The organism is Gillisia lutea (genome assembly GCF_021568705.1).
In the GTDB taxonomy this organism is placed as follows: Bacteria; Bacteroidota; Bacteroidia; order Flavobacteriales; family Flavobacteriaceae; genus Gillisia; species Gillisia lutea.
The window spans coordinates 1-22,863 of record NZ_JAKGTH010000008.1 but is presented as its reverse complement, the minus strand read 5'-3'; the positions used below and the strand labels follow the sequence as shown (position 1 = coordinate 22,863).

At 35.3% G+C, this 22,863-nt stretch carries 21 protein-coding genes and 1 other RNA gene; 14 read left to right on the top strand and 8 right to left on the bottom strand.

The features are described 5' to 3' along the window. Positions 1 to 73: 73 nt before the first annotated feature. Entirely contained in the window at positions 74 to 1,783 is a 1,710-nt protein-coding gene (locus L1I30_RS07255) for a sodium:solute symporter family protein (RefSeq protein ID WP_236133610.1), read from the top strand. Next, entirely contained in the window at positions 1,773 to 2,747 is a 975-nt protein-coding gene (locus L1I30_RS07250; protein WP_236133609.1) for a Gfo/Idh/MocA family protein, read from the top strand. The genes L1I30_RS07255 and L1I30_RS07250 overlap by 11 nt, the downstream gene beginning before the upstream one ends. Before the next feature lie 56 nt (positions 2,748 to 2,803). Here L1I30_RS07250 and L1I30_RS07245 read toward each other — a convergent pair whose 3' ends face one another. Continuing rightward, positions 2,804 to 3,646 (bottom strand): DUF2911 domain-containing protein, encoded by an 843-nt coding sequence (locus tag L1I30_RS07245; protein ID WP_236133608.1) that lies wholly within the window; start codon positions 3,644 to 3,646, stop codon positions 2,804 to 2,806. 134 nt (positions 3,647 to 3,780) lie between these two features. Here L1I30_RS07245 and L1I30_RS07240 point away from each other — a divergent pair, with 134 nt between their 5' ends. From L1I30_RS07240 to L1I30_RS07230, 3 genes are read left to right on the top strand one after another with little or no spacing between them, the layout of a single operon-like run. Continuing rightward, a complete protein-coding gene (locus L1I30_RS07240) occupies positions 3,781 to 4,290 on the top strand; it encodes an SRPBCC family protein (protein ID WP_236133607.1) in 510 nt (169 codons plus the stop codon). A gap of 10 nt (positions 4,291 to 4,300) precedes the next feature. After that, positions 4,301 to 4,999: an SDR family NAD(P)-dependent oxidoreductase gene (locus L1I30_RS07235; RefSeq protein WP_236133606.1), complete on the top strand. Its 699-nt coding sequence runs from the start codon at positions 4,301 to 4,303 to the stop codon at positions 4,997 to 4,999. Further along, the gene (locus L1I30_RS07230; protein WP_236133605.1) at positions 4,999 to 6,300 is read left to right on the top strand and encodes a cryptochrome/photolyase family protein; all 1,302 of its coding nucleotides are present in this window, start codon (positions 4,999 to 5,001) and stop codon (positions 6,298 to 6,300) included. The genes L1I30_RS07235 and L1I30_RS07230 overlap by 1 nt, the downstream gene beginning before the upstream one ends. Positions 6,301 to 6,316: 16 nt before the next feature. Here L1I30_RS07230 and kdsB read toward each other — a convergent pair whose 3' ends face one another. Continuing rightward, complete coding sequence (gene kdsB, locus L1I30_RS07225; protein ID WP_236133604.1) at positions 6,317 to 7,060, bottom strand: 3-deoxy-manno-octulosonate cytidylyltransferase; 744 nt, start codon at positions 7,058 to 7,060, stop codon at positions 6,317 to 6,319. Between the two features lie 21 nt (positions 7,061 to 7,081). Beyond that, complete coding sequence (locus L1I30_RS07220; RefSeq protein WP_236133603.1) at positions 7,082 to 8,521, bottom strand: ATP-dependent DNA helicase; 1,440 nt, start codon at positions 8,519 to 8,521, stop codon at positions 7,082 to 7,084. Positions 8,522 to 8,635: 114 nt separating this feature from the next. On the opposite strand from L1I30_RS07220, the gene L1I30_RS07215 reads away from it, so the two are divergent. The 4 genes from L1I30_RS07215 to L1I30_RS07200 are packed head-to-tail and all read left to right on the top strand — an operon-like array spanning position 8,636 to position 11,016. Then, positions 8,636 to 9,286, top strand: a complete 651-nt coding sequence (locus L1I30_RS07215; RefSeq protein ID WP_236133602.1) for a hypothetical protein — start codon at positions 8,636 to 8,638, stop codon at positions 9,284 to 9,286. Positions 9,287 to 9,311: 25 nt separating this feature from the next. Then, positions 9,312 to 10,100: a DUF3822 family protein gene (locus L1I30_RS07210; RefSeq protein ID WP_236133601.1), complete on the top strand. Its 789-nt coding sequence runs from the start codon at positions 9,312 to 9,314 to the stop codon at positions 10,098 to 10,100. Further along, complete coding sequence (locus L1I30_RS07205) at positions 10,091 to 10,639, top strand: RsmD family RNA methyltransferase (protein WP_236133600.1); 549 nt, start codon at positions 10,091 to 10,093, stop codon at positions 10,637 to 10,639. The genes L1I30_RS07210 and L1I30_RS07205 overlap by 10 nt, the downstream gene beginning before the upstream one ends. Then, the gene (locus L1I30_RS07200; protein WP_236133599.1) at positions 10,636 to 11,016 is read left to right on the top strand and encodes a hypothetical protein; all 381 of its coding nucleotides are present in this window, start codon (positions 10,636 to 10,638) and stop codon (positions 11,014 to 11,016) included. Before L1I30_RS07205 ends, L1I30_RS07200 begins: the two co-directional genes overlap by 4 nt. Here the strand turns inward: L1I30_RS07200 and rnpB are convergent. Beyond that, an RNA gene (rnpB, locus tag L1I30_RS07195) (RNase P RNA component class A) lies at positions 11,013 to 11,345 on the bottom strand. The genes L1I30_RS07200 and rnpB overlap by 4 nt on opposite strands. A 133-nt stretch (positions 11,346 to 11,478) precedes the next feature. Between rnpB and L1I30_RS07190 the strand changes: the two genes are divergently transcribed. Further along, the gene (locus tag L1I30_RS07190; RefSeq protein ID WP_236133598.1) at positions 11,479 to 13,311 is read left to right on the top strand and encodes a DNA polymerase III subunit gamma/tau; all 1,833 of its coding nucleotides are present in this window, start codon (positions 11,479 to 11,481) and stop codon (positions 13,309 to 13,311) included. A 3-nt stretch (positions 13,312 to 13,314) separates the two neighbouring features. Further along, positions 13,315 to 13,896, top strand: coding sequence for a MiaE family protein (locus L1I30_RS07185; RefSeq protein WP_236133597.1), 582 nt, complete (start codon positions 13,315 to 13,317; stop codon positions 13,894 to 13,896). A gap of 3 nt (positions 13,897 to 13,899) precedes the next feature. Here L1I30_RS07185 and L1I30_RS07180 read toward each other — a convergent pair whose 3' ends face one another. From L1I30_RS07180 to pdxH, 4 genes are read right to left on the bottom strand one after another with little or no spacing between them, the layout of a single operon-like run. Further along, positions 13,900 to 14,790: a Ppx/GppA phosphatase family protein gene (locus L1I30_RS07180; protein WP_236133596.1), complete on the bottom strand. Its 891-nt coding sequence runs from the start codon at positions 14,788 to 14,790 to the stop codon at positions 13,900 to 13,902. Then, on the bottom strand, positions 14,787 to 16,889 hold the full coding sequence (ppk1, locus tag L1I30_RS07175; RefSeq protein ID WP_236133595.1) for a polyphosphate kinase 1: 2,103 nt from the start codon (positions 16,887 to 16,889) through the stop codon (positions 14,787 to 14,789). The genes L1I30_RS07180 and ppk1 overlap by 4 nt, the downstream gene beginning before the upstream one ends. A gap of 6 nt (positions 16,890 to 16,895) precedes the next feature. Beyond that, positions 16,896 to 17,381: a SixA phosphatase family protein gene (locus L1I30_RS07170; protein ID WP_236133594.1), complete on the bottom strand. Its 486-nt coding sequence runs from the start codon at positions 17,379 to 17,381 to the stop codon at positions 16,896 to 16,898. Positions 17,382 to 17,383: 2 nt separating this feature from the next. Further along, on the bottom strand, positions 17,384 to 18,028 hold the full coding sequence (pdxH, locus tag L1I30_RS07165) for a pyridoxamine 5'-phosphate oxidase (protein WP_236133593.1): 645 nt from the start codon (positions 18,026 to 18,028) through the stop codon (positions 17,384 to 17,386). 329 nt (positions 18,029 to 18,357) lie between these two features. Between pdxH and L1I30_RS07160 the strand changes: the two genes are divergently transcribed. From L1I30_RS07160 to L1I30_RS07150, 3 genes are all read left to right on the top strand, one after another. Beyond that, on the top strand, positions 18,358 to 18,846 hold the full coding sequence (locus tag L1I30_RS07160) for a hypothetical protein (protein ID WP_236133592.1): 489 nt from the start codon (positions 18,358 to 18,360) through the stop codon (positions 18,844 to 18,846). A 482-nt stretch (positions 18,847 to 19,328) separates the two neighbouring features. Then, positions 19,329 to 19,832 (top strand): hypothetical protein, encoded by a 504-nt coding sequence (locus tag L1I30_RS07155; protein ID WP_236133591.1) that lies wholly within the window; start codon positions 19,329 to 19,331, stop codon positions 19,830 to 19,832. A 35-nt stretch (positions 19,833 to 19,867) separates the two neighbouring features. Further along, positions 19,868 to 22,863: DUF11 domain-containing protein (locus tag L1I30_RS07150; RefSeq protein WP_236133590.1), on the top strand; the 2,996-nt coding region annotated here is incomplete at its 3' end.

The window sequence follows — 22,863 nt, the reverse complement described above, 5'->3', positions numbered from 1 at the left end:
TTATACGTGGGTGTTATTAGCCAATGCAGCTTACGTTCTCCTATTTTATATTATAATGAAAACCTTCGCGTAGATGCAATTAATCGACTGGTGGATACTTATTGGAACCCTTGCATTTATAGTGAGCTATGGAGTTTATAAAACTCGAGGCAGTAAAAATGTAAAGGATTATATAGGCGGTGGGAATGATGCCCAGTGGTGGACCATTGGATTGTCGGTAATGGCAACCCAGGCCAGTGCCATCACCTTTCTTTCTACCCCCGGACAAGCGTATCATGATGGAATGGGGTTCGTTCAATTTTATTTTGGACTTCCCATAGCCATGATCATAATTTGCATGGTGTTCATCCCAATTTACCACCGACTCAAAGTATACACAGCCTATGAATATTTAGAATCTAGATTCGATAGAAAAACCAGAACGCTTACTGCTCTACTTTTTCTCGTTCAAAGAGGACTATCTGCCGGGATTACCATCTTTGCTCCCGCTATCATACTATCAGCTGTATTGGGTTGGAATTTGAATTTTCTTACTATCCTCATAGGTGTTTTGGTTATTATATATACCGTATCGGGTGGCACTAAGGCTGTAAATGTCACTCAAAAACAACAAATGGCTGTGATATTTGGCGGAATGTTCGCTGCTTTCTTCTTAATTGTAAGTTACCTCCCAGATAATATCAGTTTTTACAATGCTCTTGAAATTGCCGGTGCCAGCGGAAAAATGGAAGTTTTGGATTTTTCATTCGATCTTAACAATAGATATACCTTTTGGAGTGGAATAATTGGAGGTTCATTTTTAGCACTCTCCTATTTCGGTACAGATCAAAGCCAGGTACAGCGCTATCTAACTGGTAGATCTGTACGAGAAATGCAATTAGGTTTAATTTTCAACGGACTTCTTAAAGTGCCTATGCAGTTTTTCATACTTCTCGTGGGAGTAATGGTATTTGTATTCTACCAATTCAATCAAGCTCCGTTAAATTTCAATCCTACTGCAGAAAAAGCAGTTTTAAGTTCTTATTACGCAGAAGAATATCAGGATCTTATGGCGCAAAATGAAGAGCTGCAAAGATTGAAACATCAAAGCACCATAGATTACGGGGTTAGTTTAAATACGCCTTCATCACCTGAAAAAGTGCTTCTAAAGAACAACATGCTAGAATTGAATTCCCTAGAAAAAGAAAACCGCGCCCAAGCCAAAGAACTTATAAAAGCAACTAAAAAAGATGTGGAGATAAATGATAAGGATTATGTATTCATTCATTTTATTCTGAATAATCTACCACGAGGTTTAATCGGGTTATTATTGGCGGTAATATTATCGGCAGCAATGTCTTCTACGGCTTCCGAATTGAATGCTTTAGCCTCAACCACCACAATTGACTTATACAAACCTAACCTCAAAGAAGAACGATCGGAAGAGCATTTGGTGAAAGTGTCTAAATTTTTCACCTTAGGATGGGGAATAATGGCTATAATATTTGCCAGTTTTGCGAACCTCTTCGATAATTTAATACAATTAGTGAATATTGTAGGTTCTATATTCTATGGTAACGTACTGGGGATATTCCTGCTAGCTTTCTTCATTAAAAAAGTACATAGTAATGCTGTATTTATTGCGGCAATAATAACTCAAACTCTGGTTTTATTAGTATACTTCTCAGGATTGATGGAATACTTATGGTTAAATCTATTAGGCTGTGGTTTAGTAATAGTTATAGCTATGCTTTTACAAACCATTATTTATTCTCCGGATAAAATAATTTCAAATGAAAAATAAAACATTCAAATGGGGCATTATAGGCCTCGGAAAAATAGCAGGTAAATTTGCATCAGATCTGCAGAAAATTCCAAACGCAGAGCTTTATGCAGTAGCAAGCCGATCTGATGAAAAAGCAGAAGAATTTGCAAAACAGTACAATGCAATAAAGAGTTACGGCTCTTATGATGATTTGGTAAACGATGCTGAAGTGGAGGTTATTTATATAGCCACACCTCATGTATTTCATTTTGAACATACCATGCTCTGCCTAAAACATAAAAAAGCGGTTTTATGTGAAAAACCTTTTGCTATCAATAGCGATCAAGTGAAGAAAATGATTGCAACCTCTATATCAGAAAATGTGTTTTTAATGGAAGCTTTATGGACACATTTTCTACCTCACTACAAATATGTATTAGAACTTGTAAGAACAAAAGAATTTGGAGAAATAACTCATTTAAAAGCCGATTTTGGCTTTGCTGCTCCCGTAGATCTAGACAAGAGAATTTACAATAAGAAGCTTGGTGGTGGAAGTTTATTAGATGTGGGAATCTATCCCGTTTTTGCCGCCTTAAGCTTGTTAGGAAAACCAGATAAAATTAGAGCAAATGCTACGTTAGGGAATACCGGTATTGATAAAGATTGCTCCATGATCTTTGAATATGCCAATAACAACAAAGCGCACTTATATAGCAGTATTCATGAGGATACCCCTACTCAGGCCGTAATTACCTTTGAAAAAGCGAAAGTAACTGTAAACTCCAGGTTTCATGAACCGTCATCGGTTACAGTAGAAGAAAATGGAGATCAAGAGATCAAGACTTTTGAGACCAACTGTATTGGTTACAAATATGAAGCACTTCACGTACAGGAAATGTTATCTCAAAATAGAATCGAAAGTGATATTATGACCTTCAATAAAAGTCTTAAACTTATTGGGTTGTTAGACGCAATTAGAGAAGAAATCGGTTTAGAATATTAATAAAAAAAGCCTGTCTTGCACAGACAGGCTTTTTAATGTTTTCTTAAACTATAAAATTACAAAGCTCCCCATTCCTTTAAAGAATCCTTATTCATTTTTACATAATCGGCATTCATAGCTTTTTCAGCTGCAGCTAAAGAATTCTTAGCAGTTGCAATAGCTTCCTTCTTCATACCCAATTCAGCTTCAATTAAAGATTTTCTACGTAACATCCAGTATGCCTCAGGTTGCATACTTGTTGCTTTCTTAATCCATTCTAAGGCTTGTTTCAAGTCTTTACCAGATTCATGATAATAAGAAGCCGCGGCAAAATAATCGTTCGCACCGGGGCCATTCATTACCTTTTTAATGCTGCTCATGGTTTTAGCCTCCGTAGGGACTTCAATTTTTAAATGTGCTTCCACATTCCCCCATACAAAGCTCATAATTGCAGAATCTGATTGTAAATCATCAAAAAAGATGGTGAAAGTTTGTACTTCAAATGGTAATTCTATCACTTCTGCAGTTGCTTTTAAAGCCACCATACTTTCATCCCATGTTTCCGGATTCCCCCAATTGGTCGCATTCGAATAGAACATCACATCCCAAGACTCTTTATTAGGGATGGTATAAATACCGTAAGTTCCTTTTTTAAGTACTTCCCCATCTATTTCCACATCATCGCTAAAAGTGATTGTAGTGTTTGCATTGGCTCCGGTTCGCCAAACTTTTCCATAAGGCACAAGGTTTCCGAATATTTCCCTTCCTTTCATGCTTGGCCGTGAATATTCTAAAGTAATATCTGTAAGACCCACTTTTTGTTCCATTCTAGCAAATGGACTAGGTTGAGGAGCTTCGATCTGTGCAAAAGTACTTCCCGAAAGGAAGAGGGTGCACATTAAAAAAAATAATTTTTTCATATGTTGATATATTAGTTTCTCAAATATACAAATTCGGCAATTCATTATACTCCCTCTAACTTTAATTATTGTTTAACCTTTTCAATATTAAATTAAACAAAATAATTTTTAAATTTGATTCATATTTTATAATCATGAAAATTCACACCCTTACTTCTCAACAACAAATTCCCATAAGCCTTCAACAAGCCTGGGATTTCTTATCCAATCCAAAAAACTTAAAAACCATCACCCCAGATTATATGAGTTTTGATATTCTCTCAGGAGCCGATCGACCTATGTTCCCGGGTCAGCTCATTCAATATATCGTGACACCTATTGCGGGGATTAAAACTAAATGGGTTACAGAGATTACACACGTTAAACACCTGGAATATTTTGTTGATGAACAGCGCTTTGGTCCTTATGCACTTTGGCATCATAAGCATTTTATAAAAGAAATTGAGGGGGGAGTGCTTATGGAAGATATTGTAGATTATAAGGTTCCTTTCGGGATAGTAGGCGAAATGGTGCATCCCTTTATGGTGGCACCAAAACTTAAGGAGATTTTTGACTATCGCAGACACAAGCTTATCGAACTATTTGGGGAATTCCCCTCTTCTTCAGAAAATAAGAGCATCCTTAAACCGGATATTTTAAACTAAGTAATTGCATATGAAAAAGAACATATTATTTATTGGAGGTTCCAGCGGAATTGGATTGGAAGCGGTTAAACTCTTAGCCGCTGATAATAACATATTTGTAGCTTCCCGAACTTCTGAGAATTTAGGTGAGCTGGAGGTTAGGCATTATGAATTTGATGTCCTTAAAGACAGTATTGAAGATTTAGAATTACCAGCTACGATTGATGGTTTTGTTTACTGCCCCGGAAGCATTAATTTAAAACCTTTCAAAATGCTGAAACCGGAAGTTTTTGAACAGGAACTTCAACTTAACTTTATTTCCTTGATAAAGACAGTACAAGGTATAATTCCAAAACTCAAGAATTCAGAACAAGCCAGCCTGATATTTTTTAGTACAGTTGCTGTAAAAATAGGTATGCCTTTCCATACCAGTGTAGCTGCATCAAAAGGAGCTATAGAAGGTTTTGCCAAAGCTCTGGCTGCCGAATATGCACCCTCTTTCAGAGTAAATGTAATTGCTCCTTCCTTAACAAACACCAATCTGGCAAAAAAATTATTATCTTCTGAAGATAAGATCGATAAAATGAATAATCGGCATCCGTTAAAACGGGTTGGAGAAGCACATGATATCGCTAACCTTACGGCATTTCTTCTTTCAGACAAAAGCAGTTGGATGACCGGGCAAATAATTGGATTAGACGGCGGGGTCTCTACACTAAACATAAATTAATGAGTGATAAAATAAGCATTTTCTGGTATAGAAGAGATCTTAGGATAGATGATAATGTAGGTTTTTTAGAAGCTTTAAAAGGAGATTTTCCTGTAATGCCCATCTTCATTTTCGATTCTGATATTCTAGAAAAGCTACCAGAGGAGGATGCTCGTGTTAGCTTTATACACGCAGCCTTAATGAAAATAAGAAATGAATTACAAGAAGCTGGAAGCTCCTTAGCCATCTTTTCAGGCAAACCAGTTGAAATTTTTAAATCATTATTAGACAATTATGATATTCAGGCTGTATATACCAATAGGGACTATGAGCCTTATGCTAAAGAAAGAGATGAAGCTATAACTCGACTTTTAGCTAAGAAAGATATTGAACTATTAAGTTATAAGGATCAGGTAGTATTTGAAAAAGATGAAGTGGTTAAAAAAGATGGAGAACCATATGTAGTCTATACCCCATATATGCGAGTATGGAAAGCGCTTTTTAAGGAGAAAGATCTTGTAATCCATTATACCAGTCAGTATCTTAAAAATTTAATTCAAAATAGTCGTCTGCCCACATTAAGCTTATCAGATATAGGTTTTAAAACTTCAACTATTAAAGTGCCTGATTTTGATGCTACTCCTAATCTCATTCAGGAATACGACGCAAAACGAAATTTTCCTGCCCAGGATGCTACCTCTCATTTAGGTCCGCATCTGCGCTTTGGCACGGTTAGCATTCGAAAAATGATGAAAAAAGCTATTGCAGAAAAAAATGAGGTGTTTTGGCAAGAACTGATTTGGAGAGAGTTTTTTATGCAAATATTATTTCATTATCCTCACACCCTTACCGAATCATTTAAAAGTAAGTACGACCGAATAAACTGGCGAAATAATGATGAAGAATTTGAAAAATGGAAACAGGGAAAGACCGGCTACCCAATGGTAGATGCAGGAATGAGGCAATTAAATGCCACCGGATTTATGCATAACAGGGTAAGAATGCTGGTTGGGAGTTTTTTATGCAAGCATCTATTAATAGACTGGCGATGGGGAGAAGCGTATTTTGCTGAAAAATTACTAGATTATGAAATGTCTTCCAATGTGGGGAATTGGCAGTGGATTGCCGGAAGTGGCGTAGATGCAGCTCCTTACTTCAGAATTTTTAACCCTACTACGCAAATAAAAGATTATGACAAGGACTTAGAATACATAAAAAAATGGATCCCGGAGTTCGATACAGATCAATATCCTGAAAAAATGGTAGATCACAAAGAAGCCCGGGAAAGAGCTTTATCAGAATATAAAAAGGCAGTTTCTTAGAACTGCCTTTTTATATTTACTGAAATAATTTCTTTGCTTTCTCCAGATCTTCCGGGGTATCGATACCAATCCCTTTAAAATCGGTTTCTACCATCATAATATTCTTCCCATATTCCAAATATCGTATGGCTTCTATTTTCTCGGTAGCTTCCAGCTCGAGCATTGGCAGTTTATGGAAATCCATTAGAGCCTGCTTTCTAAAGGCATATACACCAATATGCTTATAATAGGTTACACCACTATTGGTATCTCTAGGATAAGGGACAGGGAATCTCGAGAAATAAAGGGCAAGATTATTCTTGTTGGTTATCACTTTCACGTTATTGGGATTGGTGATCTCTTCGCTTTCATACATAGGTGTTTTTAATGAAGCTAGGTCTATAATTCCCTTTTCATCAAATTTAAAGACTTGTAAGAGCTTAAAAAGGCTTTCTTTATCTATTAAAGGTTCATCCCCTTGTACATTTACTACAATGTCTACATCCATCTCGGCCACAGCTTCAGCAATCCTATCGCTGCCGCATTCATGTTCTTTCAGGCTTTTTATAGCCTTTCCTCCAAATTTTGTTATCTCATCAAAAATAATATCGCTGTCGGTTACTACGTATACTTCATCAAATAAATTCGTATTAATCGCTGCTTCATAGGTACGGTGAATTACCGTTTTACCATTTAGATCTTTCATTAATTTTCCCGGGAATCTACTGGCTTCATATCTTGCCGGGATCATTGCTATTGTTTTTAATGTGCTATTATTCATTCTTAATAATGTCTATATATATTAATTTTCAGCAAAGAAATCATCTTTAAAACCAATAAGGTATAATTTTTCCCTTGCCCTGGTCACAGCTGTATACAGCCATCTTAAGTAATCCTTATCTATTCCATTAGGCAAATAAGGTTGCTCTATAAAAACAGTGTTCCATTGTCCACCTTGTGATTTATGGCAGGTCATGGCATAAGAGAATTTTATTTGTAAGGCATTAAAGAATTTATTACCCTTAACCTTTAAGAACTTCTTGTACTTGGAGGTTTCCTCTTCGTAATCTTTCATCACTTCCTGATAAAGCTTATTAGACTCATCATAGGTTAAAGAAGGTGTATTACTTTCTAAAGTGTCCAGAATAACCACCGTTTCAAAGGCAGCCATTTTTGGATAATCTACCATTTCTACTTTCACTTCAGCAAAACGAAACCCATATAATTCTTTAATTGCATAAATTTCGAGAACTTTAATAATATCCCCATTTGCAATAAATCCTGCTTCGGAAGATGGTTTTATCCAAAAGTAATTATTCTTAACAACCATAAGGTAATCTCCTGCCGCAATTTCATCTTCTTGAAAGAGAATACGAGACCGTATTTGCTGATTGTACTGATTGGCTCTTTTATTCGAACGCACAATAATAGTAGTATCTTCATGCCCCAAACTATCGTAAGAATCCTGAATTGCATCTAAAATCTCTTGCCCATCCATCAACCTAATTAGGTCAGCTTTGGAAGTGAGTTTAAATTTAAAAGACTCATAAAATTCCTGAGAAATTGCTTCTCTAATTCTAGTGGCATTTAGCAAAATATCGCTTTCAACACTCTGTCTAACCACTTCATCTAACTCAATGTGAGTAACCTCTTTATCGTAGTTTATTTGAAGTTTTTGTTCTTCCAACGCAGGACTTACATCTAACTTAACCGGCGGCAACTGTGCTGTATCACCAATTAATACCAGAGAGCATTTATTACCACTGTAAACGTATTGTATAAGATCGGCTAATAGCCCGTTATTTTCAAAAAGCTTTGCGTCCTGATTCTCATCAGGGATCATGGAAGCTTCATCAACTATAAAAATACAGTTTTTGTGTTTATTAGGTTGCAGTACAAATTGAACTCCCGCCCCACCTCCAGTTTTTTTCGGGAAGTAGATTTTCTTATGAATAGTTTGAGCTTCCTGATTGGAATAAAGAGAAATAACCTTTGCAGCACGCCCTGTAGGAGCCAATAACACACTACTTTTCTTAACTTTCCATAAATTTTTGACGAGTGCACTAATTATTGTAGTTTTACCTGTACCGGCATATCCTTTTAATAAAAAAATGGAATTTGGGTTGGGATTTAGTATAAATGAAGATAATTGTTGTAAAGCAATATCTTGTTTCAGCTTTGCTTCAAACCCTAAGTCATTGATTAATAGTTTATAAAATTTATCGGCAGTAAGGGTTTCCATAGGCTTTGTTACAAATCTCAAAGATAACAATGGATTTTTAGGGCAGAAACTTTTACGAATAAAAAAAAATTGTAGATTTGCGATGAACTCTAATAATTTAAAAAAATAAACAGCATGAAACTTGTAATTCAATTACTCCTTTGGATTGTGATTATCTTTTTGGGATACCTTGTCTTTAACTCGGTGTATGAACCAATTCAGTTTAATAAAGTTAAAGAAAAGCGATATGCTAAAGTAATTGACCGTCTTAAGGATATTCGTGCTGCGCAATTAGCTCACCAAGAAATCACTGGATCTTTTGAAAAAGATTTTGACAAACTAGTTAGATTTATTGACACTGCCGAATTTACACTAACACAAAGAAGAGATTCCACCGTTATGGATGAGGAATACAGAAAAGCTTTTGGTGTAGATAAATATAAAGATGTAATTGTCATTGATACTTTAGGAACTGCATCTGTAAAAGATTCTTTATTTAAAGATACCGACCGTTACAAAAGAATGATGAATGTTCCTGTTGAAGGAGTGGATGCAAAATTTGAAATGGATGCGGGTACAATTGTAAAGAACGATAACAAAATTGCTGTTTTTGAAGCAAAGGTTGCTAAAAACGTTATTCTAAGTGATCAGGATAAAGACTTAATAAATCAGGAGAACCAGGTTATATCTGTAGAAGGTGTAAATGGAGCTTATATTAGAGTTGGTTCTATGGAGGAAGTTAACACCAAAGGTAACTGGCCAAAAGTTTATGGTAGCGACGAATAATACTGAAATAAAAAACTTAATAAAGTTGTCCATTCAAGTTAGCTTGAATGGACTTTCTTTTTGTACTCTAAATTGCGCAGACCATTCGGTAATCTGGTATAAGAAGATAAAATTTAAAAAAGAATATAATCCCGTTAAAATATTAGAGCAAATTGAATTGCTATTTGCATCAGAAGAAGAATTAAAAAGGAGTATTGATGAGGTAGTGTTACTATTTTCTAATGACCTTTATAGCCTTGTACCCGGCGAATACTTTATAGAGGAAGATGCTTCTAATTATTTGAAATTTAATACCAAGATTCTAAAAACAGATATAGTGGCTCAAGACCACATTTTAGATAGTACTCTGGTAAACGTATATATTCCCTATACCAACATTACCAATTTTTTGTTCGACAAATATGGCGAGTTTGAATATAAGCATACAGTTTCAGTTCTTATAGAATCGGTGATTAACCTTCATAAAAATAACTCGGTAAATCTATATTTAAATAATAATGATGGCTACTTTGATCTTGTTGTGGTAAAAAATAATACTCTTCTACTGGCAAATACATTTAGCTACGACACCAAGGAAGATTTTATCTATTATTTACTTTTTACTGCAGAACAATTAGAATTGGATACTTCCAAACTACATTTATGGCTCTTAGGAAATATCACAAAAGAGAGTTCGTTATACTCGATTACTTACACTTATATCAAGAATATAGATTTCTTACTTTGTAATTTCGATCTCAGTGCCGAAACACATTCCACACAAGAGTTTCAACGTGAGGCTTTCACTTTAATAAATTCAATTAAATGCGAATAATTTCTGGAATACATAAAGGAAGAAGAATTACGGCGCCTAAAAAGCTCCCTATTCGACCAACAACAGATATGGCAAAGGAAGCTTTGTTCAATATCATCAACAATCAATTCCGATTCCATAATTTAAGCGTGTTAGACCTGTTTTCTGGCTCAGGAAACATATCGTATGAATTTGGTTCTAGAGGTGCAGGCCCAATAACCTCTGTCGATGGGAATTTTGAATGTGTAAAGTTTATAAAGACCACCGCTGCTGAATTAGATTTAGACATAACTCCTGTTAAAAGTGATGTATTTAAATATTTAGAAAAAGCTCCAATTAAAGCCGATATCATTTTTGCCGATCCTCCTTACGATTTTGATGAAGAGAAATTTCTGAAGATAGCAAATCTTGTTTTTGAAAAGGAGCTGCTAAAACCAAAAGGGGTGTTGATTATTGAACATTCTAAACACACTAAACTTACTAATAATCCACATTTAACAGAGGCCAGAAAATATGGGAATTCTGTATTTAGTTTTTTTAGAGCGACTGATGCAGAATGAGAAAAGTTTTAAAAACTTTAGAGTTAGAGTACACCACACTTGAGTTCTATGAAAATTTTGTTGTGTCTCAGGTTCGTGAAGATGTGATATTCAGCAAGTCTCAAGTTTATGATCTTGCAATCATATGTTCTGCCCATTATGCGGGAAAAAAATATGTCTATATATCTAATAGAGTTAACAATTACAATGTAGATCCTATTGTGTATGTACAGTTAGAAAAAATGAAGAAGAACCTTTATGGAATTGGGGTAGTAATTAATAAACCTTCTACCCTAAATATGGTACAATTTGAACAAACATTCATAAAAACTAATTCCAATATTTTCTTCAAACTTGAAGAAGCCATGGAATGGGCTGAAGAATTATTAAAAAAATAAAAAGCAGACCTATAAGCCGGATTCTGTTCTCTTTGAGTTGAAAAGGTAACCCCTTCCACTTTCAAAAAGACCTTATCATTTATCTTATATTTCTGTTACCAAAAATCTCTAGCTGCCTACCCTCCGGCGCGAACGAGCAGTTCTTAAATACCGGTATACATGGCATTGCACCGCATAGAGTTTACCTGTTTTCACTACAGCATTACCTGTACATACTTTCTGTTGCACTTGTCCTAATCTTCCGACTGGTGGGCGTTACCCACTATGCTGCTCTACGGTGTCCGGACTTTCCTCCGCGCATAAAGCGCAGCGATAAGGCGGTCTACTTTTTTGCAAAGATACTACATGAAAACCCATAAATCAAGATGCTTTATAAAATCAGTAGAAATAAAGGTAAAAAAGAGACTTTTAGACTTACATCTTTGATATGGTATTTCTATATTTGTTCTTCAAAATTAATTCATGGAGCATTTTGTTGTATCAGCGCGTAAATACCGTCCACAAACTTTTAAAGATGTGGTGGGGCAACAAGCCATTACAAACACTTTATTGAATGCCATAGAGCATGATCACCTTGCTCAAGCCTTACTTTTTACTGGTCCGCGTGGAGTGGGTAAGACCACCTGTGCCAGAATTTTGGCTAAAATGATTAACCATGACGGGACGCAACAACCCGATGAAGATTTTGCTTTTAATATTTTTGAATTAGATGCTGCCTCTAATAACTCGGTAGATGATATTAGAAATCTTATAGATCAGGTTCGTATCCCGCCACAAGTAGGAAAATATAAGGTGTATATTATTGATGAGGTGCACATGCTTTCTGCATCCGCTTTCAATGCTTTTTTGAAGACCTTAGAAGAACCGCCAAAGCATGCTATTTTTATTTTAGCGACTACCGAAAAACATAAGATTATTCCCACCATACTGTCAAGATGTCAGATATTCGATTTTAAAAGAATAACTGTGACCGATGCTAGAAAATACCTAGCATATATCGCTGAGCAGGAAAATGTAAAGGCTGAAGAAGATGCTTTACATATTATTGCGCAAAAGGCAGATGGCGCTATGAGAGACGCTTTATCTATTTATGATAGAGTTGTTAGTTTTAGTGGTGCTAATCTTACGAGACAATCGGTGACTGAGAATTTAAACGTTCTGGATTATGAAACCTATTTAAACGTAACCCGATTAATTTTAGAGCATAATATTCCTGAACTCTTAGTAGAATTCAATAATATACTTTCTCAAGGATTTGATGGGCATAATTTCATTTCAGGCTTAGCATCACATTTTAGAGATCTATTAGTTTGCAAAAATCCAAAAACTATAAATCTCCTGGAAGTTGGAGAAACTACAAAGGCTAATTATTTTGAACAATCTCAGCAAACCACTCAGGAGTTCTTGTTACAGGGAATAGAATTGGCGAATGATTGTGATATGAAATTTAAAAGCAGCCGAAATCAACGTTTGCTTATAGAACTTTGCCTAATGCAATTAGCCTCTATCAATTTTGATGGAGAAAAAAAAAAGTCTGAGCAATACATAATCCCTCCTGCTCATTTCAAAAATGGAAATTCTCCGGCAGTAAAGATTTCTTCAGCTAAAAAAGAAATAATTACAGAAAATGAAATGTCACAGGATTCAGCGGCACCAAGTCCTGAAGCTCAGGTTCCAGTTTCAACCCCACAAACCTCTTCTATTACTACACCAGCTAAAGAAAAAGTTAGTGAAGTTTCTAACTTGACCACACCCACTCCGGCAGTTGAAACTCCTAAAGAAACTTCAGAAGAAAAACCTGTAGCAACCTCTGAAACAACAACTAAAACTCCTGAAAAAGTTTCCGGTTTATCTTTAAGCAGTATTCGCAAAAAAAGGGAATTACTAGCAAAACAACAAGGGCAACAACATCAACATGCCGTTGAGGAAAAGGACACTCCTTTCAACGAAACTCAATTGCATGCAGCTTGGGATGAATACATTCATAGAATAAAGAACAAAGGTGAAAAGATTCTTGCTTCTATTATGGAAACTGATATGCCCAAAGTGAACGGACATGTAATTTCTATGGAGCTACCCAATAGTACGATGAAGAAAGATCTTGAAAAAGGTCAGAATCCATTAATGTCATTTCTAAAGAAAAAGCTTAATAATACTTTTATAAGTTTAGAAATACATGTGAATGAACAAGCTGCAAAAAAGTTTGCGTTTACGGATATGGAAAAGTATAATAAGTTAAAAGAAAAGAACCCGTTGATCGAGAAACTTCGAGCAACATTTGATCTAGATATATAAGTCATGCTTGGTTTAAAACTTCCTACCGACCCTAGATGGGCTAAAATCGCTGAAAAGAACATAGAAGAAATTCTTATCGATCACGCCTATTGTGAGCAAAAAGCTGCCTCTACAGCAATTTCCCTGATTGTATCTTTCCCTGAATATTCTGACTTAGTTGTTGAAATGACAGCTCTGGCCCGTGAGGAAATGGGACATTTTAAAATGGTACACGACAAGCTCTTAAAACGCGGTTTCACATTAGGTTGGGACAGAAAAGATGAATATGTTATCAAGCTAAGAGAATTCTTTCCAAAAGGCGGAAGCCGGGTAACGCAACTCGTGCACAGACTTCTTATTGCCGCTTTAATAGAAGCTAGAAGTTGTGAGCGGTTCAGACTACTTTCTGAAGAACTACAAGAAGAGGAACTTAGAGAATTCTACAAACAACTAATGATAAGCGAGGCAAACCATTATACTCTTTTCCTCAATTCTGCCCGTAAATATGGAGAAAGAGCAGTTGTAGATAAAAAATGGCAGGACCTATTAACTTTTGAGGCAGAAGTAATGAAAGATTTGGGAACAAAAGAAAGTATTCACGGATAGTAGTTAACTGTTTTCCTGATATAGGGATTTAATAATACCATCTGCCAATCCAATTTTAGGGACATAAATGCGCCTGGCTTTGGTCCATTTCATTGCCGATAAGTAAATTTTTGTTGCGGGTATAATTACATCGGCGCGGTCAGCATTCAAATTAAGTTCAGTTATTCTCTCTTCATAGGTAAACGAATTCAATAATTGATAATAAGAACTTAAATAAAGAAAACTAAGAGGCTTACCTATTGCTTTCCCGCTGCTTTTGAAGATGTTATTTATGTTACCACCGGAACCTATAAGGTCTATTTTAGAATACTCTTTAGAAATTTGCTTTATCCAAGCTTCTACTTCATCCCATAATTCGTCTTCAACAATATTTTTTAGCAAGCGTACAGTCCCTAATTTAAAAGATCTTGAGGCGATGGTCTCTCCATTAGAATACAAGGTAAATTCGGTACTACCTCCTCCCACATCAACATATAAATAAGTTTTATCACTTTGTATAAGAGCATGTAAATCGGTTGCAGCAATTATAGCAGCTTCATGGCTACCGTCAATTATATCAATTTTAACTCCTGTTTTTTCGGCAATTAAGTCAGCAACTTCTTCTCCGTTTAAAGCTTCTCGCATAGCAGAAGTAGCACATGCTTTATATTTTTCAATTTTATGGGATTTCATCAGTAAATTGAAAGCCTGCATGGTATCTATCATTCGCTGAATATTTTCCTCAGAAATTTTCTTTGCCATAAAAACATCTGCTCCAAGACGAATAGGCACCCTTACCAGCGAAGTCTTTTTAAAAATGGGCTCTCTCCCCTCCTGCTCTGTAATAGTGGAAATTAACAATCTTACTGCGTTCGAGCCTATATCTATGGCCGCAAATTTTCTTTGTACAATCACCCTTGATAGTTTTCTAATTTCTTCTGATAATATTCATACAATGCAAACTGAGACCTTAATGCGGGTTTATCATTTCTTCTATAAGCATTATCCTGATTACCACTATGTATTCTAGCTTTTACATTATCGTTCCAGCTTATCATAAATGTTTCTAGGATCTCATTTTTTATATCTTCATCATAGATAGGGCAAGAAACCTCCACCCTGTAATCCATATTGCGTGTCATCCAGTCTGCAGAAGAAATATAGATCTTAGGAGAACCGGCATTTTCAAATATATAAACTCTTGGATGTTCTAAAAATTTATCTACTATACTAATTGCCTCAATGTTTTCACTCATTCCGGGAACACCGGGTATAAGGGAACAAATTCCACGAACAATAAGCCGAATTTTAACCCCGGCTCTACTGGCCTCGTACAATTTATCTATTAAAGTAAAATCGGAAAGACTGTTCAATTTTAATTTGATGCCTGCAGGTTTTCCCTTTTGAGAATTTTCAATTTCGGTGTTAATCAGTTTAACCAATGCTGTTCTGGTATAGTGAGGAGAAACAAGTAAATGCTTGTAACGACTCACTTTATAGTTAATTTCAAAGAAATCAAATACTTTATTGATCTCCTTTAATAGTTCCTGATTTGAGGTGAAAAGGGTGTAATCTGTATATATCTTAGAGGTAGATTCATTAAAATTTCCAGTACTTATAAAACCATATTTTAGCAATTTACCATGCTCTTCTCGTTCAATAATACAGGTTTTGCAGTGTACTTTAAGTCCTGTTACGCCAAAGATCAGGTTAACACCCTCACGTTGCATTTGCTCGGCGTACCTAATATTGGCAACTTCATCAAATCGTGCTCTAAGCTCTATTTGAACGGTCACTTTTTTCCCATTCTTAACCGCATTTATCAAGGAACTCGCTATATGAGAAATCTTGGCCAGTCTGTAAATAGTGATTTTAATGGTTCTTACCTTTGGATCTAAAGCTGCTTCTCTTAAAAATTTCACCACATAAGAGAAGGTTTGATAAGGTGCATAGAGTAAGTAATCCCTTTTAGCGATTAAGCCCAATAAGCTTCCTTGAAGTACTAAACCTGGAATTGGCAGAGGGTCTATAGCCTTATATTGCAAATTATCATTTCCTAAACTAGGAAAATTCATATAATCCCTCCTATTATGATATCTTCCTCCCGGAATAATACTATCGGTAGAATCTATTCCCATTTTCCCCATCAAATATCCTAAAGTATCTTCATCTATGTTCATATCATAAACAAACCGAACGGGATCTCCTTTTATTCGGTCTTTAACACTCATGGATATTTTCTCGATAAAACTTTTACTCAAATCACTATCAATATCCAGCTCTGCGTCTCTGGTTATTTTTATCATATGAGCCGAAATGCTCTCATACTCGAAAATATTGAAAATGGTTTTTAGATTAAAGCGAATTAAATCGTCTAGCAAAATAATATATTGTTTTCCATCTTCCTCTGGCAATACAACAAATCGCTCAATACTTCTTGGAATTTCAATAAGTACATATTTCCTGTCTCTAACCTGCCTATTAAGTAATTTTGAAATTCCTTGCTGCGCCACTTCTTCCTTCATCACCATTTTCACAGCTAAATACGCAGCACTATCCTTTAAACTTGGAATATCAACCAGGTCGTTAAGTATAATGGTTACCAATGCAGGACTTACCTTTGTAAGAAAATAACTTTTGATGAAGGCTTCCTGAGATTCAGATACCTGTTTCTCATTTATGATATAAATATTATGATCCTGTAATTGCTTTTGAATCCTTTCTAATACTTTAAGACTGTCAGACTGTTGCTGAATAACAATTTGAGTGATCTCTTCGAGTAGTTTTCCGGCTTTTATTCCCCCTAAAACACTTTTGGCACTTTTACCTGCCAGATCTATTCGTTTTATGGTAGCATATCTAACTTTGAAAAATTCATCGAGATTATTAGAAAAGATTCCTAAAAACCTTAACCTTTCTATTAAAGGAACTGTTTCATCCTCTGCCTCCTGAAGTACTCTTGCGTTAAATTGAAGCCAGCTAAGCTCTCTATTGATGTATTGGTTATTGCTCATGAAATCTTATCGTAAATTTTTAGGGAATAAATTTAAAAGTGTAGTTCCCTGTTTTAAATTCTCCCAAGTAGCACTTTCAAAATTGATATAGGTTAATCCCGTGGTGGGAATATTGTCAAAATGTTTGTCACCCAAAATATTAACTAAATTAGTCATAGCAGGGTTGTGCCCAAAGATCATCAAATTTTCAACTTCAGGTTCACAGCTATTAATAATATGAAGTAGCTCTTGCCAGTTAAAGGTATATAAGCCCTGTTTAATATTGAACTTATCCTCAACAATATTCAAATTATTTCTGAAAATTTTAGCGGTTTCTAAGGCTCGTATAGCTGGGCTTGTCCAAATTACAGGAGCAATATCTAAAGATTTGGTAAATGCTTTGGAAACAAGTTCACCATCGGTATATCCTCTTTTTAATAAAGGTCTTTCATTATCGGGAAGATTGTGTTCCCACGAAGATTTTCCATGTCTTACCAATATCAGTTTCTTCATTTTTAAGGCGCTAGTCTTTTAAAATTCCAATCGGCATCTACCTTATCATATTGTATTCTATCATGCAAGCGACTGTCTCGACCCTGCCAAAATTCGTAGCTTAAAGGTTTTATTATATAGCCACCCCACCAATCGGGCTTCGGAATTTCTTTTCCCTCAAAACGAACTTCTAATTCCCTAATACTCTTTTCTAAAACCTCTCTTGAAGCAATCTCTCTACTTTGACTGGACGCCCAAGCACCTAACTGACTTCCTCTGGGTCTCGACTTAAAATAAATAACAGCCTCAGTTTCTGAAGCTTTTTCAGCTATCCCTTTAATAACTACTTGTCTTTCTACTTCCGGCCAGAAAAAAGAAATACAAACATGCGGATTATCCTGAATAGCTCTTCCTTTATCAGACTCATAATTAGTGTAAAACACAAAGCCTTCGACGTTAAATTCTTTTAAAAGCACTACGCGATTTTTAGGAAAACCATCTTTACCTATAGTAGAAACTGTCATGGCGTTTACTTCTATAGAATCGTCTAGAGATTCCATATATTCAAACCAATTTTTAAATAATTCTAATGGATTTTTTGGAAGATCAACTTCCAGTAACTCATGCTTCACATAATTTTTCCTGAAGTTGGATAAGTCTCTATTCATATGATGATTCTTTAGTGCAATTTACAAGTTTTGGAAGGAAAACGGAATAAGATTACGTAAAGTTTATCTCTATTTATTTATAATATTAAACACAACTAAATAGCATATAAAACCTTCATTCCTACAAAGCATTTTTTCATACTATTAAATATAAGTTAAAGGATTGTTCTTCATCGTTTCAATTAAGCTTTACAGCTAAAAAGCTACTATTTACATTGCTAATCTAAGAATCAAATATATATTCGTAACAGTTAGTTTTTAAACCCGAAAATCTACTATAAATACCTACTTAAAAAATTAGCATAATTCAATTTTAAAAGTAGTTCTAAATGTTTTATTTCAAGTTCAAATCGCTTACCCCATATTCTTTGCTAAAAGTAATTAGTATCCTCTTCTTAAGCATCATCCTACTTTCAAGCTGCACTATTCCTTCTATGATGAATCCAGATAATTACGGTAGAAACCATACTGTTTACGCTGTTGATTTCAACCCTAAAGACCTAAATAGTATCATCTTATTGAAAATGGATGAAGGTAATTGGGAAAATATGGGAAAAGTTAAAAATAATGAAGATGCTAAATTCAGTATTCTAATTAAACATGGATACATGACTGTTCAGTCGAATGAGAAAGAAATGGATATTCCAACTTATCAAACCTGGCTTAATTATGCACGAACTCAACTTGGATATACCACTGAATCTGAATATGATATATTTGACACGGTAAAAAAGGGCTGGGTATATGATGTTAATCTTAAAAAACATCCACTAGTTGATGGAGAAAACCATAGGATACTTATGTATGAAATAAACTAACTTCTATATTCAAAAACACCATTAGTCTATTGATTTTTTTTGAGTAAAGTTGACACAACAAAACCAGGTTTATTAGATCTATCGCAAATCTAATAGTCCTCTAAAACTGCCTTAAAACGTCTCTTCCCCAACAAATTAGGCATTAAAATACTGCACTTCATCCTTGAAAGTTAACCTTATATCTAAAAGTTTCTCAAATTCATTTTTAGGAATTCTAATTACTATATTTTTACCCTAATATTAATAACAGGAACAATTATTTGATCCATTTTAAATGTAATTATCCCCATAGTTACAAATGAAAAAATAAAGCAAAAGATGCCCCCTACATTGCTGACTTTGAAATAATGATGGTAGAGTTTTTTTTAGATTATATCAACTTTCATTATTTGTTTTTCATAAATAAATCTTAGAACAACTTAACCGCTTTAAATATGCTAGTGAAAACTTCCTCCCGATCGTACAATAGAAGTACTTATTTAATGAACTTAATATTCTGTTTAGGAGTATTTACTATTGTTACCAGTAATCTACAAGCACAGAATTCTACCGCTTTCGAGTTGAACGAATATCTTTCCGTTAACGCTACTAATAAATCATCATTAAACTTAAAAAGTAAGGAGGCTACTTCTACCCCTTTACAGGTGCTCGCCTATGATCTTGTGCCTACAGTTTATATAGAAAACGGAGATATTAAAGTTTTTGACGAACAAAACCCTGTGAAGGCTGAAGTAACTATAAATTCCTTTCAACTTCTAAGCTCCTCGAATAAACTTTTCAAATCAGTAGAACTACTCGTTATAAAACTGGATTCTGAAAGTCAAATTAGTTCAAGCTTAGACTTCTCAAAACTTTCCGGTTTTGACAACCTTAAATTTGTGTACTTCCTGTGCCCTTTCAATTGTTCCAAATCACAAATTGAAAATATTGCACAAGGTCTTCCAACTGGCATCACATTGCTTTACTCTGCTTCAATTCCTGAATAATCAGGAATAAAGGTTTTACTATAATAGTGGGATATATGAAAAAAAATTACTTTATAAATGCTGAAAGAAAGATGTTGAAAGCTTATGCGGTTATACTCCTCATAATCTTTGGAAATATCGTACATGCTGAAGCTCAGGTTAGAACCGACTTCAAGCAGAGAACTTCTTATGCTTCGCCGGAAAAAAAGATCTATAATATTCATGGAGATTTTGCAATTATTGGTAATACCAATATGACCTTATCTAATTATGAATTAAATAAGAACAACAGTAATAACACCATGCAAAAGGTAGATGAAGATGGTATATCTAGTACCAGTAATTCTTCTTCTGCACAGTTATTATTTTCAAACGAAAACAATGCCTCAGAAGAATGTTCTGAGATAGTTTATGCAGGTTTGTACTGGACAGGAAGAACCAGTAGCAATAACTCTTCTAAAGCGAAGCGCAGCATAAAATTAAAGGGCCCTAAAAATAGTACTTACCAGGAGTTTACTGCTGGGAATTCAGATATCAATTTCCCTGGAGATGATAATATGTATGTTGGTTATGTAGAAGTAACCGATCTTGTTAAAAACAATGGTGCTGGTCAATATTGGGTAGCAGATATCGAAATCTCCGAAGGTAACGGAGGTTCAACCGGATATTATGGTGGTTGGGGAATGGTTGTTATCTACGAGAATGCTCAAATGAATCTTAGAGATATCACCCTTTTCGACGGTTATGCCTATGTAAAAGGTCAAGTAACAGAAAGTTATGAAATCCCGGTTTCAGGATTCAATACCGCCCAATCCGGCCCAATTAATATGAAGTTAGGTTTGATGGCTGGAGAAGGAGATCGAGGTATTTCGGGGGATTATTTCGAAATTCAAAAATTGAATGGATCTTGGGAACGCCTTAGTCATAGCAATACTACTCCTAATAACTTCTTCAACTCCTCCATATCCACTCCTGGAACACGCATACCAAACCTGGTAAATAATACTGGTTTAGATATAAACGTTCTAACTATTCCTAATTCGGATAAATCTATAATTGGTAACAACCAAAATTTTGCTAAGTTCAGATATGGATCAACACAGGATACCTATGTGATTTTCAATATGGTCATGTCTGTTGATGCTTATCAACCAAATATCGAAGGGGTTAGCTCAGTACAAAGTATACAAAACAATAATACTCCTACTTCTACTACAGAAGCTCTTCCGGGAGATATTATTACGTATAAAGTCCAATTAAAAAATAAGGGAAATGAGCCTATTAAAAATACTAAGCTTATAATCCCGGTACCTTATAATGTCTCATATGTACCTAATAGTGCTACAAAGAACATTTACTTCTCACCAAACCCTACTCCTAACTCTGTTACCTATGATCCATCATTAGGAGCAACAGGTTCTATTATCTGGAATGTAGGTACGCTTCCTGTTAGTTCCAACACTAACAACGTTTTGGGAGATTTGACTTTAAAATTTAAAATTACTGAAGACTGTACTATTCTAAAAAATTCTATTTGCGGTGATGGAAATAATGTCACTTTTAAAGGAACTTTGAGTGGAATAGGTGAAATAACTCAAATACCGGTAAATAATAAAGATCTTATACAAGGTTATACAGATAATGTGGCCTGTAAAGGTCAGCCTATTACCGCTCCGTTAAAAAACCTTATTAATGCCAGAACATTTATAGAAAATAACTGTTCAAATACTCCTGATAAACGAGTTTTTAATTATTGTAATAGAACGAATCCTATTCAAATTACTGAGGTAAACTCTGCATTTCCTTCTGGCACCAGATTTTATAATAGTTATCCTGTAGTGGATTCAACGGTAGAATACACTATCAATAATCCATTTCCAAAGACTACCGGAACTAAAAATTATTACGCAATTGTTCCAGGGGCTAATGACTGTTATATAGCATTTGACATTGTCGTGAATAATATAACCTCTGTTCCTACAGCTACAGATGTAGAATATTGCCTAAACGAAGAAGCAATTGCATTAACAGCAACTCCTAGTAAGACAGGATATACACTATTCTATTATACCAGCGATTCAAATACTCCTCAAATCTCTATCACTCCTAGCACTGATGTTGCTGGTGAATTCACTTATTATGTAGCTGAAGGAGAATCAGGAAGTTGTATCAGCCCTAATAAAGTGGCTATTAAGGTTAAAGTTAATCCTGCGACAGTAGCAGCAACAATTGCTAATCAAAATGCGTGTAATTCTTATTCTTTACCTGCCTTGCCAGAAGGGAACAAGTATTTCACTAAAGCCGGTGGACAAGGAACTGAATTATTTGAAAATACGATAATCACTGAATCGAAAACTGTATATATTTATACACCAGGAAAAGGATCTTGTGGTGCAGCAGAATCTAATTTTGATATAACAATCGAGTTTTCTCCGAATGCAGGAACTGATGGAGCTTTTACGGTATGTGAAGGAACTACTATAACTAATGAAATGTTATTTGATGCCCTAACAGGTGCTGATGCCGGGGGAACCTGGTCTGCTTCTGTGGATGGCGTTTACACCTATACACTAGCTGCAACTCAATACTGTGAGGCGGATTCGTCTAAAGTAACAGTAACTTTCACTACTGCGCCAAATGCAGGAACTGATGGAGCTTTTACGGTATGTGAAGGAACTACTATAACTAATGAAATGTTATTTGATGCCCTAACAGGTGCTGATGCTGGGGGAACCTGGTCTGCTTCTGTGGATGGCGTTTACACCTATACACTAGCTGCAACTCCATACTGTGAGGCGGATTCTTCTAAAGTAACAGTAACTTTCACTACTGCGCCAAATGCAGGAACTGATGGAGCTTTTACTGTATGTGAAGGAACCACTATAACTAATGAAATGTTATTTGATGCCCTAACAGGTGCTGATGCCGGGGGAACCTGGTCTGCTTCTGTGGATGGCGTTTACACCTATACACTAGCTGCAACTCAATACTGTGAGACGGATTCTTCTAAAGTAACAGTGACCTTTACAACGGCTCCGAATGCAGGAACTGA

What these genes read in the sequence shown, in the direction of transcription:
- L1I30_RS07255 (WP_236133610.1), top strand. Translation starts at nt 74, where the DNA reads ATGCAATTAATCGACTGGTGGATACTTATTGGAACCCTTGCATTTATA.
- L1I30_RS07250 (WP_236133609.1), top strand. Translation starts at nt 1,773, where the DNA reads ATGAAAAATAAAACATTCAAATGGGGCATTATAGGCCTCGGAAAAATA.
- L1I30_RS07245 (WP_236133608.1), bottom strand. Translation starts at nt 3,646, where the DNA reads ATGAAAAAATTATTTTTTTTAATGTGCACCCTCTTCCTTTCGGGAAGT.
- L1I30_RS07240 (WP_236133607.1), top strand. Translation starts at nt 3,781, where the DNA reads ATGAAAATTCACACCCTTACTTCTCAACAACAAATTCCCATAAGCCTT.
- L1I30_RS07235 (WP_236133606.1), top strand. Translation starts at nt 4,301, where the DNA reads ATGAAAAAGAACATATTATTTATTGGAGGTTCCAGCGGAATTGGATTG.
- L1I30_RS07230 (WP_236133605.1), top strand. Translation starts at nt 4,999, where the DNA reads ATGAGTGATAAAATAAGCATTTTCTGGTATAGAAGAGATCTTAGGATA.
- kdsB (WP_236133604.1), bottom strand. Translation starts at nt 7,060, where the DNA reads ATGAATAATAGCACATTAAAAACAATAGCAATGATCCCGGCAAGATAT.
- L1I30_RS07220 (WP_236133603.1), bottom strand. Translation starts at nt 8,521, where the DNA reads ATGGAAACCCTTACTGCCGATAAATTTTATAAACTATTAATCAATGAC.
- L1I30_RS07215 (WP_236133602.1), top strand. Translation starts at nt 8,636, where the DNA reads ATGAAACTTGTAATTCAATTACTCCTTTGGATTGTGATTATCTTTTTG.
- L1I30_RS07205 (WP_236133600.1), top strand. Translation starts at nt 10,091, where the DNA reads ATGCGAATAATTTCTGGAATACATAAAGGAAGAAGAATTACGGCGCCT.
- L1I30_RS07200 (WP_236133599.1), top strand. Translation starts at nt 10,636, where the DNA reads ATGAGAAAAGTTTTAAAAACTTTAGAGTTAGAGTACACCACACTTGAG.
- L1I30_RS07190 (WP_236133598.1), top strand. Translation starts at nt 11,479, where the DNA reads ATGGAGCATTTTGTTGTATCAGCGCGTAAATACCGTCCACAAACTTTT.
- L1I30_RS07185 (WP_236133597.1), top strand. Translation starts at nt 13,315, where the DNA reads ATGCTTGGTTTAAAACTTCCTACCGACCCTAGATGGGCTAAAATCGCT.
- ppk1 (WP_236133595.1), bottom strand. Translation starts at nt 16,889, where the DNA reads ATGAGCAATAACCAATACATCAATAGAGAGCTTAGCTGGCTTCAATTT.
- L1I30_RS07170 (WP_236133594.1), bottom strand. Translation starts at nt 17,381, where the DNA reads ATGAAGAAACTGATATTGGTAAGACATGGAAAATCTTCGTGGGAACAC.
- pdxH (WP_236133593.1), bottom strand. Translation starts at nt 18,028, where the DNA reads ATGAATAGAGACTTATCCAACTTCAGGAAAAATTATGTGAAGCATGAG.
- L1I30_RS07160 (WP_236133592.1), top strand. Translation starts at nt 18,358, where the DNA reads ATGTTTTATTTCAAGTTCAAATCGCTTACCCCATATTCTTTGCTAAAA.
- L1I30_RS07155 (WP_236133591.1), top strand. Translation starts at nt 19,329, where the DNA reads ATGAACTTAATATTCTGTTTAGGAGTATTTACTATTGTTACCAGTAAT.